15 protein-coding genes are annotated in these 17685 nt (G+C 74.4%); 14 read left to right on the forward strand and 1 reads right to left on the reverse strand.

Annotated elements, in window-relative coordinates; translation table 11 throughout:
- Positions 1–210 precede the first annotated feature (210 nt).
- The 7 genes from VLK66_RS13915 (at position 211) to VLK66_RS13945 (ending at position 7774) form a co-directional block, all read left to right on the forward strand.
- Entirely contained in the window at positions 211–1407 is a 1197-nt protein-coding gene (locus VLK66_RS13915; RefSeq protein WP_325310036.1) for a glycosyltransferase family 4 protein, read from the forward strand.
- Positions 1407–2510, forward strand: coding sequence for a glycosyltransferase (locus VLK66_RS13920; protein WP_325310037.1), 1104 nt, complete (start codon positions 1407–1409; stop codon positions 2508–2510). Before VLK66_RS13915 ends, VLK66_RS13920 begins: the two co-directional genes overlap by 1 nt.
- Entirely contained in the window at positions 2507–3169 is a 663-nt protein-coding gene (locus VLK66_RS13925) for a class I SAM-dependent methyltransferase (RefSeq protein WP_325310038.1), read from the forward strand. Before VLK66_RS13920 ends, VLK66_RS13925 begins: the two co-directional genes overlap by 4 nt.
- Positions 3166–4008 carry an FkbM family methyltransferase gene (locus VLK66_RS13930; RefSeq protein WP_325310039.1) on the forward strand — a complete coding sequence of 281 codons (843 nt, stop codon included), beginning with the start codon at positions 3166–3168 and terminating at the stop codon, positions 4006–4008. Before VLK66_RS13925 ends, VLK66_RS13930 begins: the two co-directional genes overlap by 4 nt.
- Positions 4005–5417 carry a hypothetical protein gene (locus VLK66_RS13935; protein ID WP_325310040.1) on the forward strand — a complete coding sequence of 471 codons (1413 nt, stop codon included), beginning with the start codon at positions 4005–4007 and terminating at the stop codon, positions 5415–5417. Before VLK66_RS13930 ends, VLK66_RS13935 begins: the two co-directional genes overlap by 4 nt.
- Before the next feature lie 229 nt (positions 5418–5646).
- A complete protein-coding gene (locus VLK66_RS13940) occupies positions 5647–6804 on the forward strand; it encodes a glycosyltransferase family 4 protein (protein WP_325310041.1) in 1158 nt (385 codons plus the stop codon).
- A complete protein-coding gene (locus tag VLK66_RS13945; RefSeq protein WP_325310042.1) occupies positions 6797–7774 on the forward strand; it encodes a class I SAM-dependent methyltransferase in 978 nt (325 codons plus the stop codon). The genes VLK66_RS13940 and VLK66_RS13945 overlap by 8 nt, the downstream gene beginning before the upstream one ends.
- 239 nt (positions 7775–8013) lie before the next feature.
- Here the strand turns inward: VLK66_RS13945 and VLK66_RS13950 are convergent, their stop codons facing one another.
- Positions 8014–8829 (reverse strand): FkbM family methyltransferase, encoded by an 816-nt coding sequence (locus VLK66_RS13950; protein ID WP_325310043.1) that lies wholly within the window; start codon positions 8827–8829, stop codon positions 8014–8016.
- A gap of 134 nt (positions 8830–8963) precedes the next feature.
- Between VLK66_RS13950 and VLK66_RS13955 the strand changes: the two genes are divergently transcribed.
- The 7 genes from VLK66_RS13955 to VLK66_RS13985 all read left to right on the forward strand — a co-directional run bounded on the left by VLK66_RS13955 (position 8964) and on the right by VLK66_RS13985 (position 17449).
- Positions 8964–9875 carry a glycosyltransferase family 2 protein gene (locus tag VLK66_RS13955; protein ID WP_325310044.1) on the forward strand — a complete coding sequence of 304 codons (912 nt, stop codon included), beginning with the start codon at positions 8964–8966 and terminating at the stop codon, positions 9873–9875.
- Complete coding sequence (locus VLK66_RS13960) at positions 9872–11392, forward strand: hypothetical protein (protein WP_325310045.1); 1521 nt, start codon at positions 9872–9874, stop codon at positions 11390–11392. Before VLK66_RS13955 ends, VLK66_RS13960 begins: the two co-directional genes overlap by 4 nt.
- A gap of 254 nt (positions 11393–11646) precedes the next feature.
- On the forward strand, positions 11647–12492 hold the full coding sequence (locus tag VLK66_RS13965) for an FkbM family methyltransferase (protein WP_325310046.1): 846 nt from the start codon (positions 11647–11649) through the stop codon (positions 12490–12492).
- On the forward strand, positions 12489–13649 hold the full coding sequence (locus VLK66_RS13970) for a glycosyltransferase family 4 protein (protein ID WP_325310047.1): 1161 nt from the start codon (positions 12489–12491) through the stop codon (positions 13647–13649). Before VLK66_RS13965 ends, VLK66_RS13970 begins: the two co-directional genes overlap by 4 nt.
- The gene (locus VLK66_RS13975; protein ID WP_325310048.1) at positions 13642–14481 is read left to right on the forward strand and encodes an FkbM family methyltransferase; all 840 of its coding nucleotides are present in this window, start codon (positions 13642–13644) and stop codon (positions 14479–14481) included. The genes VLK66_RS13970 and VLK66_RS13975 overlap by 8 nt, the downstream gene beginning before the upstream one ends.
- 561 nt (positions 14482–15042) lie before the next feature.
- Complete coding sequence (locus VLK66_RS13980) at positions 15043–16260, forward strand: glycosyltransferase family 4 protein (RefSeq protein ID WP_325310049.1); 1218 nt, start codon at positions 15043–15045, stop codon at positions 16258–16260.
- A 13-nt stretch (positions 16261–16273) separates the two neighbouring features.
- Entirely contained in the window at positions 16274–17449 is a 1176-nt protein-coding gene (locus tag VLK66_RS13985; RefSeq protein WP_325310050.1) for a glycosyltransferase family 4 protein, read from the forward strand.
- Positions 17450–17685: the final 236 nt, after the last annotated feature.

Here is a 17685-nt window from a genome sequence, read left to right on the forward strand (position 1 = left end):
TCGCGCGGAGTCTTCCTGCCGTCTCGCTGTTACATTCATCGCAATCCAACGATGGTGCGTCGCTCCCGCTGACTACCGAGGAGAGGCTATAGATCCTTCGGCCTGCGGAGGCTTGCGTGGACGCGGCGCCGGTGTGGCCGGCCTCAGGATGACGTCTCTCGGGGATGGCCTCGCATTCCGCACCCGATGTAATGCGGAGCACACCACGCGATGAGGGTCGCGTACCTGAGCGCGTCGGGGCGGATCGGGGGGGCGGAGCGGGCGCTGCTGGACCTGCTTGCCAGCCTCCGCGCGGCCGAGCCCGATTGGGAGCTGCACGTGGTGGTCGCCGGCGAGGGGCCGCTGGCGGAGCGGGCGGCGGCGCTCGGCGCGACCGTCCACCGCTTCCCGATGCCGCGGCTGCTGGAGGCGCTGGGCGACGCGGGCGGCGGCTCGCGCGCGGCGCTGCTGGCGCGGCTCCTGGCCGCGGCGCCCGCGGGGATGCTGTGGCTGCGGCGCCTGCGCGGGCTGCTGCGGTCCATCGCCCCCGGCGTGGTGCACACCAACGGCTTCAAGATGCACGTCGCGGCGGCGATGGCGATGCCGGAGCGCGCGCGGCTCGTCTGGCACATCCACGACTACGTGGCGGCGCGGCGGGTGATGGCATCGGCGCTGCGGCACTTCGCGGATCGCCCCGCCGCCGCGGTCGCCGTCAGCCGGTCCGTGGCCGACGACGTGCGGCGCGTGTGCGGGGCGGGGATGCGCGTGGAGACCGTCTACAACGCGGTCGATCTCGATCGCTTCACGCCCGAGGGCGACCGCATCCCCCTGCACGCGCTGGCGGGGATGCCGCCCGAGGCGCCGGGGACGGTGAGCGTGGGGCTCGTCGCCACGATGGGGCTGTGGAAGGGGCACGACGTCTTCCTGCGCGCCATCTCCCTCATCCCCCGCGAGCTGCCGGTGCGCGCGTACGTGGTGGGCGGGCGCATCTACGCCACCGCGGGGAGCGAGGTGGACCCGGACGAGCTGCGGGAGATGGCGGGCGCGCTGGGGATCGCGGACCGCACGGGCTTCACCGGCTTCGTGGAGGACTCCGCGGCGGTGATGCGCTCGCTGGACGTGGTCGTCCACGCCAGCACGCAGCCGGAGCCGTTCGGGCTGGTGATCGCCGAGGCGATGGCGTGCGGGCGCGCCGTGGTGGTCAGCGCGGCCGGCGGCGCGGCGGAGATCGTGTCGGACGGCGCGGACGCGCTCGCCGTCGCCCCCGGCGACGCGGCGGCGATGGCGGCGGCGATCGGGAGATTGATCGGCGACGCGGATCTCCGCGCGCGGCTCGGCATCGCCGGGCGGGAGAAGGCGAAGCGCGAGTTCGACCGGGCGCGGCTGGCGCGCGAGATCGTTCCCCTCTACCGCTCGCTGGGGATGTGATGCGCGTGCTGCACGTGTACGCCGGGAACCTGTACGGCGGCGTGGAGGCCATGCTGGCGACCATCGCCCGCCACCGCGGCGCCGTGCCGGAGATGGAGACGCGCTTCGCGCTGGCGTACGAGGGACGGCTTGCCGGCGAGCTGCGGGACGCGGGCGCGCCCGTCGCCATCCTCGGCGGCGCGCGCATCTCCCGCTCGTGGACGGTGTGGAGCGCGCGGCGGGCGATGGGGAAGGCGATCATGTCGGAAAAACCCGACATATCCATCTTCCACTCCGCATGGACGCACGGCATCTTCGCGCCGGCGGCGCGGCGCGCGGACGTCCCCGCCGTCTTCTGGCTGCACGACGCGGTCTCCGGCGGCGCGGCGGAGCGGCTGGCGCGGCGGACGCCGCCGAGGCTCGCCATCTGCACCAGCGAGTTCGTCCGCGCCACCCTGCCGAAGCTCTTCCCGCACGCGGAGGGCGAGGTGGTGCACCCGGCCGTCGCCGCGCTGCCTGATGTCGCCGTCGACCGCGTGGCGGTGCGCGCGGAGCTCGGGACGGAGGCGGAGTCCGTCGTCATCGTCCAGGCGAGCCGGATGGAGCCGTGGAAGGGGCACCGCGTCCATCTCGAGGCACTCGGGCTGCTGAGGGACGATCCGCGCTGGACCTGCTGGTTGGCCGGCGGCGCCCAGCGCCCGCACGAGCTGCGGCACCGCGACGAGATGCAGGCGTTGGCCGCGCGGCTGGGGATCGCGGAGCGCGTGCGCTGGCTGGGCGAGCGCCGGGACGTGCCGCGCCTGCTCGCGGCGGCGGACGTGCTCTGCCAGCCGAACCTTGGACCGGAGCCCTTCGGGATCACCTTCGTGGAAGCCATGTACGCCGGACTCCCCGTGATCGGCGCGGCGCTGGGCGGCGCGCGAGAGATCGTGACCGACGCCACCGGCGTGCTCGTCCCCCCGGACGATCCGTCCGCCACCGCGGAGGCGCTGCGGATGCTCATCGGGGACGCGGAGATGCGGGCGCGGCTCGGCGCGGCGGGGCCCGCGCGCGCCCGCGAGCTGTGCGATCCGGAGATGCAGATGCGGAAGCTGCACGGCATCCTCACGGCGGGGGCGGCGTGACGCAGCTCACGGTGGAGGAGCGCGCGCGCCGCAGCCTGGGCGCCAGCGGCAGCGCCATCTACCGCATGGTGGCCGATGCCATCGCCGCGCGGCACGCGGGCGGCGGGACGCTCGTCGACGTGGGATGCGGGAGCGGGAACCTGTGGCCGTTCGTCCGCGACCGCTTCGACCGCTACGTGGGGATCGACGCCGTGCGCTACGACGGGTTTCCGGCCGACGGCGAGCTGGTGGCCGCCAACCTGGACGCGGACGAGCTTCCCATCTCCCCCGCCAGCGCCGACGTGGTGGCGGCGGTGGAGACCATCGAGCACCTGGAGAACCCGCGCGCCTTCGTCCGCACCCTCGCCAGACTCGTGAAGCCGGGGGGATGGATCATCGTCACCACGCCCAACCAGCTGTCGCTGGCCAGCCGCGTGCTGCTGCTGACGCGCGGCCACCACCACGCCTTCGGCGAGGCGAGCTACCCGGCGCACATCACCGCGCTGCTGGAGGTGGACCTGCGCCGCATCGCCGCGGAGTGCGGGCTGGCGGAGGTGGCCGTGGAGTACAGCGGGAGCGCGCGCGTGGTCTTCACCGCGGCCCACTATCCCCGCTGGATGTCACGCCTGTGGCCGCGCGGGCTGTCGGACAACGTGCTGCTGGCGGGGCGGAAGCCGTGAGCGCGCTCCGCAGCATCGCCCGCGCGCTCCTGCCGCGCGGCGTGCGCAACGCCCTGCGCGCGCCGGGGAAATCGGCGCGGCGCGCGTTGCACGAGGCGCTGTACCGCGCCGGGCGGCACCCGGTGCTGGAGGTGCGCCCCGGCTGGCGGATGCGCTGCCACCCCGCGGCGTACCCGGTGATCGCCCAGCACCAGCTGCGCGACCCCGAGCAGGCGGCCGAGCTGGACCGCTTCATCGCCGGGTGCGCGCCGGGGATGGTGCTGTTCGACGTGGGCGCGCACTACGGCGTGTTCACCATCGCCGCCCTGCACTACGGCGGTCCCGCGGCGCGCGCGGTGGCGCTGGACCCCTCGCCCGCGGCGGTGCGGGTGGCGCGGGCGCAGGCGCGGCTGAACGGCGGCGCGCAACGCGTCCGCGTGGTACAGGCAGCCGCGGGCGACGGCGCGGGAATGGTGCGCCTGGTGGCCGTCGGCGTGCAGGCGGAAGGCTTCTACGTCCCCGCCGACGCGGCAGGCGGAGGCCTGGAGGTGCCGCAGGTGACGCTGGACGCGCTGGCGGCGGAAACCGGGCTGGCGCCGACGCACGTGAAGATCGACGTGGAGGGCGGCGAGGCGGCGGTGCTGCGCGGCGCGCGCGGGCTCCTCTCGTCTCCCCATCCCCCCGTGCTCTTTCTGGAGCTGCACAACCAGATGATCCGCGAGCAGGGCGGCGATCCCGCCGAGGCGCCGGCGCTGCTGGCCGCGCTGGGGTACCGCGTGGAAGGCGAGGACGGCGCCGTGCTGGAGGGCGCCGCGCTGGCCACGCCGGCGATGCTGCGCGTCGTGGCGAGGAAGCCGTGAACGCGCGCCCGTCCTTCCCCGCGCCGACCTTCGCCGCGCCCTCCGCCGCTCCCGCGGCGAAGCGCGAGCGGCGGCCGGACCCGTGGGTCCCGGCGTTCATGGTCTTCGTGCTCCTCTGCGGCGTGCTGCTGCTCGTCCCCGGCATCGGGCCGCTGCGGATGGCGCTGCGCATCGCCACCTTCGGCGGGAGCCTGGTGCTGCTGGCGGGGCTGCGCGGCAGGGGGGGGATCCATCCCGCCGCGCCGGTGGGGCTGCTGGCGATGCTCGTGGTCGTCATCCAGGTGATGAGCCCGGGGACCACCTCGCTGCTGGCGGGAACGGCGCACGCGACCCTGTATCTCGCGGTGATGGGCCCGCTCTTCTGGGTGCCGCGGCTGGACCCCGACGTGCGCGTGATCCAGCGCGTGGCGCTGATCCTGTGGGTCTTCCACACCGCCAGCGCCGCGCTGGGGGTGCTGCAGGTGTACTTTCCCGGCCAGTTCCAGCCGCAGATCTCGGCGGTGATCGCCAACCGCAAGGACTACCTGGACGCGCTGATGATCACCACCACCAGCGGCATCCGCGTGTTCCGGCCGATGGGGCTGACGGACCTTCCCGGCGGCGCGGCCATCTCGGGGCTGTACGCCGTGCTCTTCGGCACCGGCTTCTTCCTCACCCGCCGCACCCCGTGGACGATCGCCGCCAGCGCGCTGAGCATGGTGATCGGGATGACCTGCCTGTACCTGTCGCAGGTGCGCGCGGTGCTGGTGATGACCGGGATCGCGGTGGTGATGGTCGTCGCCATCCTCATCTGGCGGCGCGACCTGATGCGTGTGTGGGCGCTGGGGGGGACGGCGGTGGCGATGGCGATCGCGGGGTACGGCGTGGCGGTCGCGCTCGCCGGTCCCTCCGTGGCCAAGCGCGTGGCCACGCTCACCGCGTCGCGTCCGGGCGCCGTGTACTACCACGAGCGTGGCCACTTCTTCACCGAGCTGTTCACCAACATCCTTCCGAAGTCGCCGTTCGGGATGGGGCTGGGGCACTGGGGGATGATGGCCACCTACTTCGGCAGGCCGGGAGATGCGTCGCCCGGCGTGTGGGTGGAGATCCAGTGGGCGGGGTGGATCGTGGACGGCGGCATTCCGCTGGCGCTGTTCTACGCGACGGCGCTGGTGATGGCGCTGTGGGCGGCGTGGAAGGTGGCGCGCGCGCCGGCGCCCGCGGGGGCGCCGGAGCTGCCGTTCTGGGGGATCATCGTGCTGGCGTACGGGGTCGGCGCTTTCGCGCTCACCTTCTCGTACCCCATCTTCCTGTCGCAGCCGGGGATGGAGTTCTGGCTGCTGATCTCGCTCCTCTACGCCGTCGCCCGCCACGAGCGCCGCCGCGCCAGGCTCGCCGCCGCGCCCGCCGCGGCCCCGGCAACCGCGTGATGCCAATCGAGGCAGGATCGATCGGAAGGATGATGCGGGAACCCGCCCCGTCACCAAGAAATCGCGCCGCACACGGATCCATCGCCCCGCGCGGATGCCCGCGGCGGGAGTCCGCGAAGGCGGACTTCGGGCCGTTGTTGCCGCGACTTCAGTCGCCCGGCCAGTCGCCCGGTGCGATGCCAGGGCCGCGCGCCGACCGCATCGCGCCCCCCATCTCCATCCCCCGGCCATGACCCCCTGGCTGATCGCGGCGGGGGACTTCGTGCGGACGGGGGGGATGGACGCGGCGAACTTCGCCCTGGCGTCGCATCTGGCGCGCTCGGGGCGCGAGACGCATCTCGTCGCGCACCGCGTGGACCCGGAGCTCGCGGCGATGCCCGGCGTGCACGTCCACCGCGTGCCGCGCCCGCTGCGGTCGCATCTCCTCGGCTTTCCGCTGCTGGACTACGCGGCGGAGTACCAGCGCGGGCGGCTGGCCCGCTCGAGTCGCGTGGCGGCGCTGGCGAACGGCGGCAACTTTCCCGCGCGGGCGACCTGGCTGCACTACGTCCACGCGGCGTACCGCCCCGAGATCGCCGGGCGGCCGCTGCGCCGGATGGTGGAGCGCGCCGCGCGCTGGAAGGCGCTGCGCGACGAGCGCCACGTGGCGTCCCGCGCCCGCACGGTCATCGCCAACTCCGAGCTGACCGCGCGGCACGCGGTGGAGCTGCTGGCCGCGCACCCGGCGCGCGTGCACACCGTGTACTACGGCGCGGACCCGGAGCGCTTCCGCCCGCCCACGCCGGAGGAGCGCGGGGCCGCGCGGGCGGCGCTGCGGCTGGACGGCGACGCGCCCGCGGTGGCGTTCGTCGGCGCGCTGGGGGACCGGCGCAAGGGCTTCGACACGCTCTTCCACGCCTTCCACTTTCTCTGCGCGCGCGAGCCGGGGTGGGACGTCACGCTGCTCGTGGTCGGCGCGGGCGGCGAGCTGGAGGAGTGGAAGCGGCGCGCGGCGGCGGCGCGGCTGGGGCACTGCATCCGCTTCCTCGGCTTCCGCGGTGACGTGCGCGAGGTGCTGTGGGCGTGCGACGCGGTGGTCTCGCCCGCGCGCTACGAGGCGTACGGGCTGGCGGTGCAGGAGGCGCTGTGCACCGGCCTTCCCGCGGTCGTCAGCCGGCGCGCGGGGGTGGCGGAGCGCATCCCCGCGCCGCTGGACGCGCTGCTGATCGAGGATCCCGGCAGCGTTCCCGAGGTCGCGGAGCGGCTGCGGGCCTGGCGGGGGGAGATGGAGATGCATCGCGCCGCGGCGGCGGATCTGTCGGCCGAACTGCGCGAATGGACGTGGGACCGGATGGCGGAGCGGATCGTGGAACTGGTGGAGAGCGAGATGGGCGGCCGGCATGGCTGACGCGACGGCGGGAGAGGCGGCAACGGCGCACGCCGGGTTCACCCCCGTGCCCGCCTGCTGGATCTGCGGCGGAACGGAGCTGCGCCCGGTGAACCGCGCCATCTTCGAGTTCGGCGAGTACCGGCGGCAGGATCCCGAGCTGGCGCGCTACACCGGCGCCACGGTCGATCTCGTCCGCTGCGCGCGCTGCGGCTTCGGGCAGCCGGCGGCGCTCCCGTCGCTGGAGCGCTTCTTCGACCGCATGTACGACCAGCGCTGGTCGCGCGAGTGGATGGCCGACGAGTTCCGCGACGCCACCAAGGACCTCATCTTCCGCTCCGTCCTCGGTGGCCTGGCGAAGCGCCTTCCGCCGGCCCGGCGCACGCTGCTGGACGTGGGCGCGCACGTCGGCCGGCTCATCCACGTCGCATCGAAGGCTGGATGGACGGTCGAGGGTGTGGAGGTGAACCCCAGCACCTCCGCCTACGCCGTCGAGGCGACGGGGCTCACCGTCCACCGCGCGGGGCTGCGCGACCTGGCCGACGAGGGGCGGCGGTTCGACGCGGTGACGATGGTGGACGTGCTGGAGCACATCCCCGAGCCGGTGGGCGCGCTGAAGGCCGCCGTGAAGCTGCTGGCGCCGGGAGGATGGATCGCGGTGAAGGTGCCCGAGGGGCGCAACCAGCTGCGCAAGGAGCTGATCCGCGGGCGGGTGCGGCCCGGCTACCGGCCCACCGTGGCCGACAACCTGGTGCATGTGAACCACTTCACCGCCGAATCGCTGCGGCGCGGGATGGAGCAGGCGGGGCTGGAGAGCGTCACCGTGGGCTCGGCGGCGCCGGTGCTGCCGCCGCACTCCGCGGGCGCCGCGCGGCGGATCGCCGGGAGCGTGCTGCCGATGGCGTTCTGGACGATCTCGCGCACGCTTCCCGGCGGGGTGAGGTCGCCGCTAGCGCTGAACCTGATCGCGTTCGGGCGGCAGCCGGGGTAGGCCGGAAGACGGAGAGGCCACGGCGCGAGGAGGGAGGCATCCTGCCCGCCTGGCTGGTCCCCTCCCCCGGCACCTCCGCCCGCTCCGCGGGGGAGGGGAGAACTCATCGCGGGGGAGCTTCCGGAGCGGCCGGGATGCTTCCGTGGGCCTCGCGTCACGCGGAAGCCGGAGGAGTGATCGAGCATCCGCGCGCCGCAATCGAAGTTACCCCCTCCGGTTATCGGGAGGGGGCACGCGGCCTAAGCCGTGGCGGGAGGATTCCCGCGCCGGAACCACGCCACGCCCGAGTCGGGATGGAACCGCAGATCCCGCACGAGGCGCAGCCCGGCGCGCTCCAGCGCGGCGAAGAGCGGGGCGGAAGGGGCGTTGGGATGGTACTCCATCTGCCACGCGTCCACCGGCGCGAGCACGTCGGCGGTGAGCTGGGGGATCAATTCGTGCTCGGCGCCCTCGACGTCCATCTTCACCAGGTCGATGCGCGCCGTGCCCGCATCCTCCATCGCGCGGCGGAGGATGTCGGCGAGCGGCTGGGCGGCCACGGCGACGGAGGACGCGGGCGCGGCGTCGGGGGGGAGAAGGCCGCGGGACTGCGCGGGCGCGTCGCCCACCTCCATCCGCCGCTCCCCCGCTTCCGCCGCGACGGCCACCCGGAGGCAGCGCACGCGGTCGCCGAAGCCGTTGGCGGCGACGTTGGCCTGCAGCCGCGCGAACTCGGCGGGGAAGGGCTCGACGGCGGCGATGCGGGCGCCCGGTGCCGTCTCCGCCGCAAGGAGGGTGAAGGCGCCGAAGTTGGCGCCCAGGTCCACGATGCAGCGCGCGCCGGGATCCACCGCGTACTCGCCGCGGCAGAAGATCACCCAGGCGGTGGCCAGGTCGTGGAAGCCGCCCACGGTGAAGCGCGTGCCGCGCCGCGTCGCCAGCTCGAACGGGTAGCGCGCGCCCAGCCCCAGGTACGCGCGCGCGGCGCGGACGGGGGGGCGCAGGCGCACGGCGCAGCGGGCCAGCTCGGGAAGCCGGCTCAGGTGCGCGGCGGCCTTCATCCAGCGTGGTGTCATCGGGGCGTCGTTCACGGGATCGGTGCGGAGCGGCGCAGGATCGTAACGCCGCGCATCCGCCTCGGACAGGCCGGGAACACGGAGCACGCGCTCGTCATCCCCATCTCCATCCGAAGATCATTCCATCTCCATCCGTGAACCCTGACCTCTCCGCGGCCGAGGCCACGCCCGAGCTTTCGGTCGTCATCGCCACGCACGACAACCTGGCGATGCTGCGCCGCTGCCTGGACGGCTGGCGGCGCCACGCCACGGGCGCGCCGGTGGAGCTGATCGTGATCGCCGACGGCTGCCGCGACGGCACCGACGCGTACCTGGACGAGCTGGCGCGCACCGACTGGGGGCGCGCGCACCTGCGCTGGGGGCACACGCCCGACGTGCACGAGCTGATGTGCACCAACCTGGGCATCTCGCGCGCCCGCGCGCCGCTGGTGATGAGCTGGCACGACGACATGTTCCTGCAGGCCGGCTGGTTCGTCCCCGAGCTCCTCTCCACCTTCCGCGAGATCCCCGAGCTGGGGCTGCTCTGCCTTTCGCGCGGGCTGAACTTCACCCCGGTGCTGGAGCCTCTGGAGACCTGGCACGACACCATCGACTGGAAGCGCGTGCAGAGCACCATCGGCCCGGCGCCGCTGAACTGGATGCGCATCCACGAGGTCGACGCGGTCATCCGCCCGTGGGTGGTGCGCAAGGAGTGCATCGCGAAAGTGGGCGCGCTGGACGAGGCGTTCCGGCCGACGGAGTGGGACGAGGCGGACCTGGCGTACCGGATCCGCGCCGCGGGGTGGAAGGTCGGCGCGCACGGCTACGAGCGCGACCGGGCGTACGAGCACGCGGTCAGCTCCACGCTGGGGCGCACGCCGTCGGAGCGGCGGATGGCGCTGGGGCTGCGCAACGCGAAGCTCTTCTTCGAGCGCTGGGGGGAGACCATTCGCCGCGAGCACCCGCGCGAGCGCACGCACTGGCGCCGCCGCGCGACCGCGGCCGGGTGGCGCGCGATGCTGGCACAGGCCGCGCGGCACGCCGCGGGGCGCGGGCAGGCGGGGTGAGCCGCACCCGCCGGGCGGGGATCACCGCCGCGTTCGGCTACCTCCAGTTCGCGCTGGCGCTGGTGAGCGGGATCGTGATGGTCCCGTTCGTCCTGGCGCACGTGCCCAACGACCAGTACGGCGTGTGGCTGGCCTTCGGCGAGCTGCTGGCGTACTCGTCGATGGTCGATCTCGGCGTCGTGGGCGTCATCCCCTGGCTGGTGGCCGAGAACGACGGACGCGGCGACCGCGCGGCCATGCGCGAGCTGCTGGCGGGGGGCGTGGTCTTCTCCGCGGCGGCGGCGGCGGCGTTCGTGGCGCTCTCGCTGCTGGCGTTCGCGCTGGCGCCCTCCGTCGCGCATCTCACCGCCGCGCAGCGCACCGCCGTGGCCGGGCCGCTGCTGCTGATGGTGATCGCGACGGCGGTAGCGATGCCGCTGCGCACCTTCTACGCGGCGGCGGTGGGGCTGCAGGACGTGACCTTCTCCGGCTCGCTGGCCATCGCGCAGGTGGCGCTGAACGTGGCGCTGACCCTGGGGCTGCTGCTGGGGGGATGGGGACTCTACGCGCTGGCCGCCGCCGCCGCGGTTCCCGCCGTGGTCGCGGGCGCGGCCAGCTGGGCGCGGATGCGCCGCCTGGCGCCGGACCTGCTGCACGGCTGGCGGATGCCGGGGATGGCCACGCTCCGGACGATGACGGCGCAGGGGTTCGGCTCGTGGACGGCGGGGCTGGGGTGGCGGATGGTGGCCGCCAGCGACAGCATCGTCATCCTCGCCGTGATGGGCCCGGCCGCCGCGGTGGTCTACGCGATGACCTTCAAGCTGGGCACCGTGGGGATGCAGATGAGCTGGCAGCTCCCCGACTCCGGGCTGGTGGGGCTGGCGCAGCTGAAGGGCGAGGGTCGGCCGGAGCGCGTCCGCGAGGTCGTCATCTCCCTGCTGCGGCTGATCCTGATCACCTCGGGCGGGGTGGCGTGCGCGATCGTGGCCTTCAACCCGAGCTTCGTGACGCTGTGGGTGGGCCCGCAGCGCTTCGGCGGGCTCTGGCTGAACGCGGTTCTCGCGGCCGTCGTCCTCTCCCACTCGCTCTCGCACGCGCTGTTCACCACCAGCGCCACGCTGGGGACGCGCGTGCAGGCGGGGTGGGCGTCGGTGGCGCAGGGCGCGGTGAACCTGGCGCTCGCGCTGGTGCTGGGGCGCTGGCTGGGGCTGGCGGGGATCGCGCTGGCGGCGGTGGTGAGCACCGCGCTGGTGGCCTATCCGGCCGGCGTGTGGATGGTGCGGAAGACGACGGGGATGCGGCAGCGCGAGCTGTGGCGCCACGCGCTGGGACCGTGGGTTCTCCGCGGCGGCGCGCTCTTCGTCCTCGGCGCCGCGGTCGGCGTGCTGGGGATGCGCGTGAACGTGTGGCTCCCGTTCGTGCTGGCGCCCGTGCTCGCGCTGCTGTACCTGTGGACGATGCGGCCGCTGTATGCCGGGCTGCCGCTTCCGGCGCGGATCCGGCCGTGGCTGGTGAGGCTGCGGCTGGTGCCGGAATGAGTACGAAAGTACGGAAGTACGAGAGTACGAAACTACCGGGCCTGGGTGACGCGCCGCCGCCCGTGCGTCGCCGGTGTGATGTCCGCGAAGGCGGACTACGTGCCGTTGTAGCCGCGAGTTCACTCGCATTTTCGGGATCTCCATCGCAACGCGACGGTCTCGTCATCACCGATCCGCCACCACGTCATTGCGCCGATTGATGCTGCCCATCGCCGACCCGCGCCATCTCGCCGATTGATGGGCGAGGTGTCCGGATGCTGAACCTCCGCTGGATGCGGACGCACCTGGCGCGCTGGGTGCCGGAGCGGGTGAAGGCCCCGTTTCGCGCGCGGCTGTTCGGGTACCGCGGCCACGCGCTGGAGCCGGGGAAGCTGGACTCCGGCGCGGAGTGCGTGGACGTGTCGTTCCTCGGGCTGGAGTTCCGCGCGCCGCACGCCGCGTACGACGACCTGCTCTACCACGTCGCCGACAACGGCGATTCGATCGAGGAGCTGGACGCGGTGATCCGCATCGCCCGCGAGACGGGGGGGACGCTGCTGGACGTGGGTGCGGCGCGCGGCCTCATCTCCACCGTCTTCTGCCTGGCGCGCGACGGCAACCGCGCGGTGGCGATGGAGCCCTCGCCCGTGCAGGTGCGCGACGCGCGGGAGATGGCGGCGCTGAACGGCATCGAGCGGCGGCTGGAGGTGCGGCAGGTGGCCGCGGGGCGCGAGCCGGGGGAGGCGCGCGGCGGGGTGGACGAGATGGGACTGATCGACTTCTCGCCGCCGCGCGGGGTGCAGACCTTCGCCGTCCTCATCACCACCCTCGACGACGAGGTGCGGCGGATGGGACGGGCGCCCGAGGTGGTGAAGATCGACGTGGAGGGGCACGAGCTGGAGGTGCTGCGCGGCGCGCGCGAGCTGCTGGCGCGGAAGCCCGTGCTGCTGCTGGAGCTGCATCTGGACCTGCTGGACCACGGCGGCGGCGACGGCGCCGAAGCGCTGGTCGAGCTGCTGGCCGGCCACGGCTACCACTTCGAGACCTCCGCCGGCCAGCCGCTCTCCGCCCGCGCGGTGCTGCACTCGCCGAACGCCGTCCTGCGCCTGGTTGCGCGGTGAGCGCGCTCCGCGTCCTCTTCGTCAACACGGGGATCCTGGGCCACCGCTCCGTCGCCCGGCTGGTGCGCGAGGCCATCGCGGCGGACGCGGGGATCGAGGCGGTGCACGTCGACCTCTCCGCCGAGCTGACGGCGGGGGAGCGGGTCGCGCGGCGGCTGCTGGCGATGGGGCCGCGGCCGGGGACGGCGGCGGGGGCGCTCACCGCGGCGCGCTTCCGGCACGAGCTGGACGCGGGAGTGCGCGCGGCCCGGCGCATCGCCGCGCTGGAGGCGAAGATGGGGAGATTCGACGTCCTCCACTTCCATCCCCAGCCGGCGGCGTGGGCCAGCCTGCGGCGGATGCGCCGGACGCCGTCGGTCGTCTCCATCGACATCACCCAGCGCCTCGCGTCCCTCGAAGCGCCGCCGGGCGTCGTGCGGCGGGACTACCGTCTCCCCGCCGGGCGCGACCGCCGCGTCTTCCGCGCCGCCGCGGCCATCATCTCCACCTCGCGCTGGGCGGCGGACGATCTCGCCGCGGAGCAGCCGGAGTGCGCGCGGAAGGTGCGGGTGATGCCGTATCCCGTGCCGCTGGACGGCTTCGGCGCGGAATGGGCGGAGGAGCGCCGCGCGAAGTCCGGGGACGAGCTCGTGCGCGTCCTCTTCGTCGGAGGCGACTTCGCGCGGAAGGGCGGGGCGGAGCTGCTGGAGGCGTGGCGCGCGGGCGGGTTCGCGGAGCGAGCGCGGCTCACGCTGGTCACCGACGCGCCGCTGGACGCGCTTCCGCCGGGCGTCGACGCCGTCCGCGGCATCCGCGCGTACACGCCGGCGTGGTTCGCGCTCTGGCGCGCGGCCGACGTCTTCGCCATGCCCACGCGCGGCGAGGCGTTCGGGATGGTGTACCAGGAGGCGGCGGCCGCGGGGATCCCCGCGATCGGCACCGCCATCAACGCCATTCCGGAGATCGTGGTCGATGGCGAGACGGGCATCCTGGTCCCGCCAGGGGATGGGGACGCGCTCGTGGCGGCGCTCCGGCGGTTGATCGAATCACCCGAACAGCGATGGGCGATGGGGACGGCGGCGCGCAGACGGATCGAGGAGACGGGCTCCACCTCCATCTACGGAAAGCAGTTGGGGATGGTGATCCGCGAGGCGGCGGCGGGAGGCGCGCGTGGCTGACGAGCCGGAGGTGGCGCACAGCCACGCGTATCGCAAGGAGACGGCGATCGAAGGGCTCGGCGCGCGCTTCCGCGGCATCGTGCCGGACGGCGCCCTGCGCCGCTGGCTGCGCGCCGCCTACCGCGCCGCCGTCCGCCTGCGCACCGGCGGCAGCGTCACCTCGCGCCTCCCGCGCGGCGAGGCGGTGCGGCTCCTTCCCGAGTACCGCTTCGTCACCTGGAATCCCGCCGAGTACGAGGCCTTCCGCGCGGCGGCGAAGCCCGGCGGCGTCGCCCTCGACGTGGGCGCGAACGTCGGCGCGTACGCGCTGCTGCTGGGGCAGTGGGTGCGCCCGGGCGGCCGCGTCTTCGCCTTCGAGCCCGCGCCCGAGGCGTTCGCGGGGCTGTCCGAACACGTTTGCCTGAACGACCTCGCCGCGACCGTCGTCCCCGTGCGCGCCGCCGCCGCCGCGTCGAGCGGGACGGCCACGCTGGCCACGGACGGCATCTCCGGCGCCAACCGGCTGGCGGACGAGCCCGGCGGCGAGACGGTGCGGACCGTTACGGTGGACGAGTTCTGCGCGCGCGAGGGCATCACCCCGTCGTTCATCAAGATCGACGTGGAGGGCGCCGAGCTGGACGTGCTCCGCGGCGCCCGCGCCACCATCCGCGCCGCGGGCGATGCGCTGGCACTGTTCGTGGAGATGCACCCCACCATCTGGCGCGGAATGGGCATCTCCGCCGCGGACTTGCAGGCCGAGCTGGCGCTGCAGGGCCTCCGCGCCGAGCCGCTGCGCGACGTGGCGGACCCGTGGGCGCTGGAGGGGGAGTGTTTGCGGCTGGTGCGGGGGTGAGTGGCAGAGGCGGCTTCCTTGCGCGTCCGAGTCCTCGCGGCCGGGCGAATGAATTCGCGGCAACAACGGCCCAAAGTCCGCCTTCGCGGACTCGCGCGGAACCATCGTGGCGGTTCCGAGCCGGTGGTGCCTCCTCGATGAGTTCTCCCCTCCCCCGTGGAGCGGGGGAGGGGCCGGTGGAGGGGGCCAGCCCGGCGGGGAAGATGCTTCCGAAGGAGCGCGAAATCAGGATCGCAACCCGTCACACCAGACCCGGACGAGTGCGCCTCCGTTGGCAGGCCCCACCGAAGCCCCGTCCCTCCCCAGGCAGTTTTGGGGGAGGGACAGGCGGCCCGGCGACGCGACGGAAGTCGCGCCGGGCGAGCCAGGGAGAGGGCCCCGGCGAGGCATGCACCGGAATCCTCCTGCATTCGGCGCGGGATGAAGCGCGCGAGGAGTGGTCGATGAGCACTTCCGTGGAGATGCGGATCGGAGTCGTCAGGCTGCCAGGCGTGCCGCGCGGGCAGGAGATCAAATCGCGGCTCCGCTGGTGTGACGCCGCGCCGGCCGCCCGCTGACCGGATGCGCATCCTCTTCGCGAACGACGGGATCGGCGACGCGGGCGGCGTGCAGACGTATCTCGCCGCCGTGATGCCGGCGCTGGCCTCGCGCGGGCACGACGTCGCCCTGCTCCATCTCGACCCCGTGCGCGGCGGCGAGGGGACGCCGGCGCCGGCGGGCGCGCCGCACTTCTGCATGGCCGAGCGGGGGATGGACGGCGCGCTGGCCGATATGCGCGCCTGGGCGCCGGACGTTGCCTTCAGCCACAACATGCGCCCGCTGGAGGTCGACCGCGCGCTGATCGCCGCCGGGCCGGCCGTGAAGATGATGCACGGCTACTTCGGCACCTGCATCGGCGGCCAGAAGGCGCACCTGTTCCCGCGCCCCGAGCCGTGCGGCCGCGTCTTCGGCCCCGCGTGCCTGGCGCTCTACCTCCCGCGCCGCAACGGGCGGATGAGCCTGCCGTACGTCGCGGAACAGTGGCGCTGGGCCAGCGAGCAGAAGTCGCTCTTCGGCGCATATTCCGCCGTCGTCACGGCCAGCGGCCACATGCGCCGCGAGTACGTGCGCAACGGCGTCGCGGCGGAGCGGGCGCACGCCATCCCCCTCTTCTCCACCATCGGGGTGGATGGAGACGCGGGCGCGCCGGCGGACTTCCGCGCGCTCTTCCTGGGCCGGATGACGCGATTGAAGGGCGGCGACGTGCTGATCCGCGCTGCCGCGCGAGCCGCGGAGATCGCCGGGCGCCCCATCCCCCTCACGATGTGCGGCGACGGCCCGCAGCGCGGCGAGTGGGAAGCGCTGGCGCGTGACCTTGGCGTCCCCGCGGACTTCCCCGGCTGGGTGGACGCGGACGCGCGGCTGCGGCTGTTCCGCGCGGCCTCCGTGCTCGCCGTCCCCAGCGTCTGGCCGGAGCCGTTCGGGCTGGTGGGGCTGGAGGCCGGCTCGCAGGGCGTCCCCGCCATCGCCTTCGACGTCGGGGGGATCGGCGAGTGGCTGAAGGACGGCGACAACGGCCGCCTCGTCCCCGGCGACCCGCCGCGCGTGGAGTCTTTGGCGGACGCGCTCGCCTGGGCCGCGACGCACCCGGCCGAGCTCGCCGCGATGCGCCCCCGCGCGCTCGACGCGGCGCGGAGGATGTCGCTCGCGGCGCACGTGGACGCGCTGGAGCGCGTGCTCGCGGACGCCGCGCGCGCGGGGGCTTCCCGGGCCCCGGTTGACGCCGCCGGTTCCGCGTGAAGTTTCCCTGGCGATGACTCCCCCGCGCGTCTGGCACCTGGTCACCGGCGAGTACCCGCCCGCGAGCGGCGGCGTGGGCGAGTACACGCACGCGCTCGCCCACGCGCTGGCCGGCGAGGGATGCCGCGTGCACGTCTGGGCGCCCGCCGAGCCGTCCGCCGAGCGGCGCGTGGAGGTGCACCCCGCGGCGTTCGACGGCGAGGGCTTGCGGCGGATGAGCGCGGAGATGGAGGCCTTTCCCGCGCCGCGCACGCTGCTGCTGCAGTACGCGCCGCAGGCGTTCGGGCGGCGGGGAATGAACGCCGCCTTCTGCCGCTGGGCGCTGCGCCGCGCGGAGGCGGGCGACGACGTGCGGGTGATGTTCCACGAGCCGTACGTGCAGTTCGGCATCCGCCGTCCGCAGCGCAACGTGCTGGCCGCCGCCAATCGGTGGATGGCGATGCTGCTCCTGCGCGCCGCCCGCGCCGCGTACATGTCGACGCCCGCGTGGGAGCGGCTGCTGCGGCCGTGGGCGCCGCGGCGATTGGGCCCGATGCGCTGGCTCCCCATCCCCTCCACCGTCCCGCGCGTGGACGACCCCGAGGGCGTGGCGGTGCTGCGCGCCAGGCTCGGCGCCAACCGGCCGGGGCGGCACGTGGTGGGGCACTTCGGCACGTACGGGGGGATGATCGCGCCGCTGCTGGAGCCGGCTCTGCTGGCCATCCTGGCGCCGCCGTCCACCAGCGTGGCGCTGCTGCTGGGCGATGGCGGGCCTGCGTTCGCCCAGCGCCTGATCGCCGCCGATCCCGCGCTCGCGGACCGCGTGGTCGCGCCCGGGCGCCTGCCGCACGACCGCCTGTCGGTGCACCTGCAGGCGTGCGACCTGGCCATCCAGCCCTACCCCGACGGCGCCAGCGCGCGGCGGACGACGGTGATGGCGATGCTCTCGCACGGCGTTCCCGTGGTGACCACGCAGGGGCGCTTCACCGAGCCGGAGTGGCGCGCCGCCGAGATCCCCCTGCTCCCGGCGGGCGATGCGAGCGCCCTGGCCTCCGAGGCGCTGGACCTGCTCGACGACGCGCCGCGCCGCCGCGCCCTGGGCACCGCCGGCCGCGCCTTCTACGAGCGCAGCTTCTCCATGCGCCGCACGCTGGACGTGCTGCTGTGGGGGAGTGATGCGCGGGGGGAAAGGCTGGGGAAGGGCGAATGAATTCGCGGCAACAACGGCCCAAAGTCCGCCTTCGCGGACTCGCGCCCGCACCATCGTGGTGGCTCCGAGACGATGGTGCCTCCTCGATGAGTTCTCCCCTCCCCCGCGGAGCGGAGGAGGGGCCGGGGGCGGGGCCGGGGCCGGGGGAGGGGGCCAGCCCGGCGGGCAGGATATTTCCGAAGGAGCGCAAATCGGAATCGCAACCCGTTACACCAGCCCCCGACGAGTGCGCCGCC

The sequence above is a fragment of the Longimicrobium sp. genome (assembly GCF_035474595.1).
Lineage (GTDB): Bacteria > Gemmatimonadota > Gemmatimonadetes > Longimicrobiales > Longimicrobiaceae > Longimicrobium.

Bases quoted from the DNA above. Each gene is read 5' to 3' on its own strand.
- VLK66_RS13915 (WP_325310036.1), top strand. From the start codon at position 211: ATGAGGGTCGCGTACCTGAGCGCGTCGGGGCGGATCGGGGGGGCGGAG.
- VLK66_RS13920 (WP_325310037.1), top strand. From the start codon at position 1,407: ATGCGCGTGCTGCACGTGTACGCCGGGAACCTGTACGGCGGCGTGGAG.
- VLK66_RS13940 (WP_325310041.1), top strand. From the start codon at position 5,647: ATGACCCCCTGGCTGATCGCGGCGGGGGACTTCGTGCGGACGGGGGGG.
- VLK66_RS13945 (WP_325310042.1), top strand. From the start codon at position 6,797: ATGGCTGACGCGACGGCGGGAGAGGCGGCAACGGCGCACGCCGGGTTC.
- VLK66_RS13950 (WP_325310043.1), bottom strand. From the start codon at position 8,829: ATGACACCACGCTGGATGAAGGCCGCCGCGCACCTGAGCCGGCTTCCC.
- VLK66_RS13965 (WP_325310046.1), top strand. From the start codon at position 11,647: ATGCTGAACCTCCGCTGGATGCGGACGCACCTGGCGCGCTGGGTGCCG.
- VLK66_RS13980 (WP_325310049.1), top strand. From the start codon at position 15,043: ATGCGCATCCTCTTCGCGAACGACGGGATCGGCGACGCGGGCGGCGTG.
- VLK66_RS13985 (WP_325310050.1), top strand. From the start codon at position 16,274: ATGACTCCCCCGCGCGTCTGGCACCTGGTCACCGGCGAGTACCCGCCC.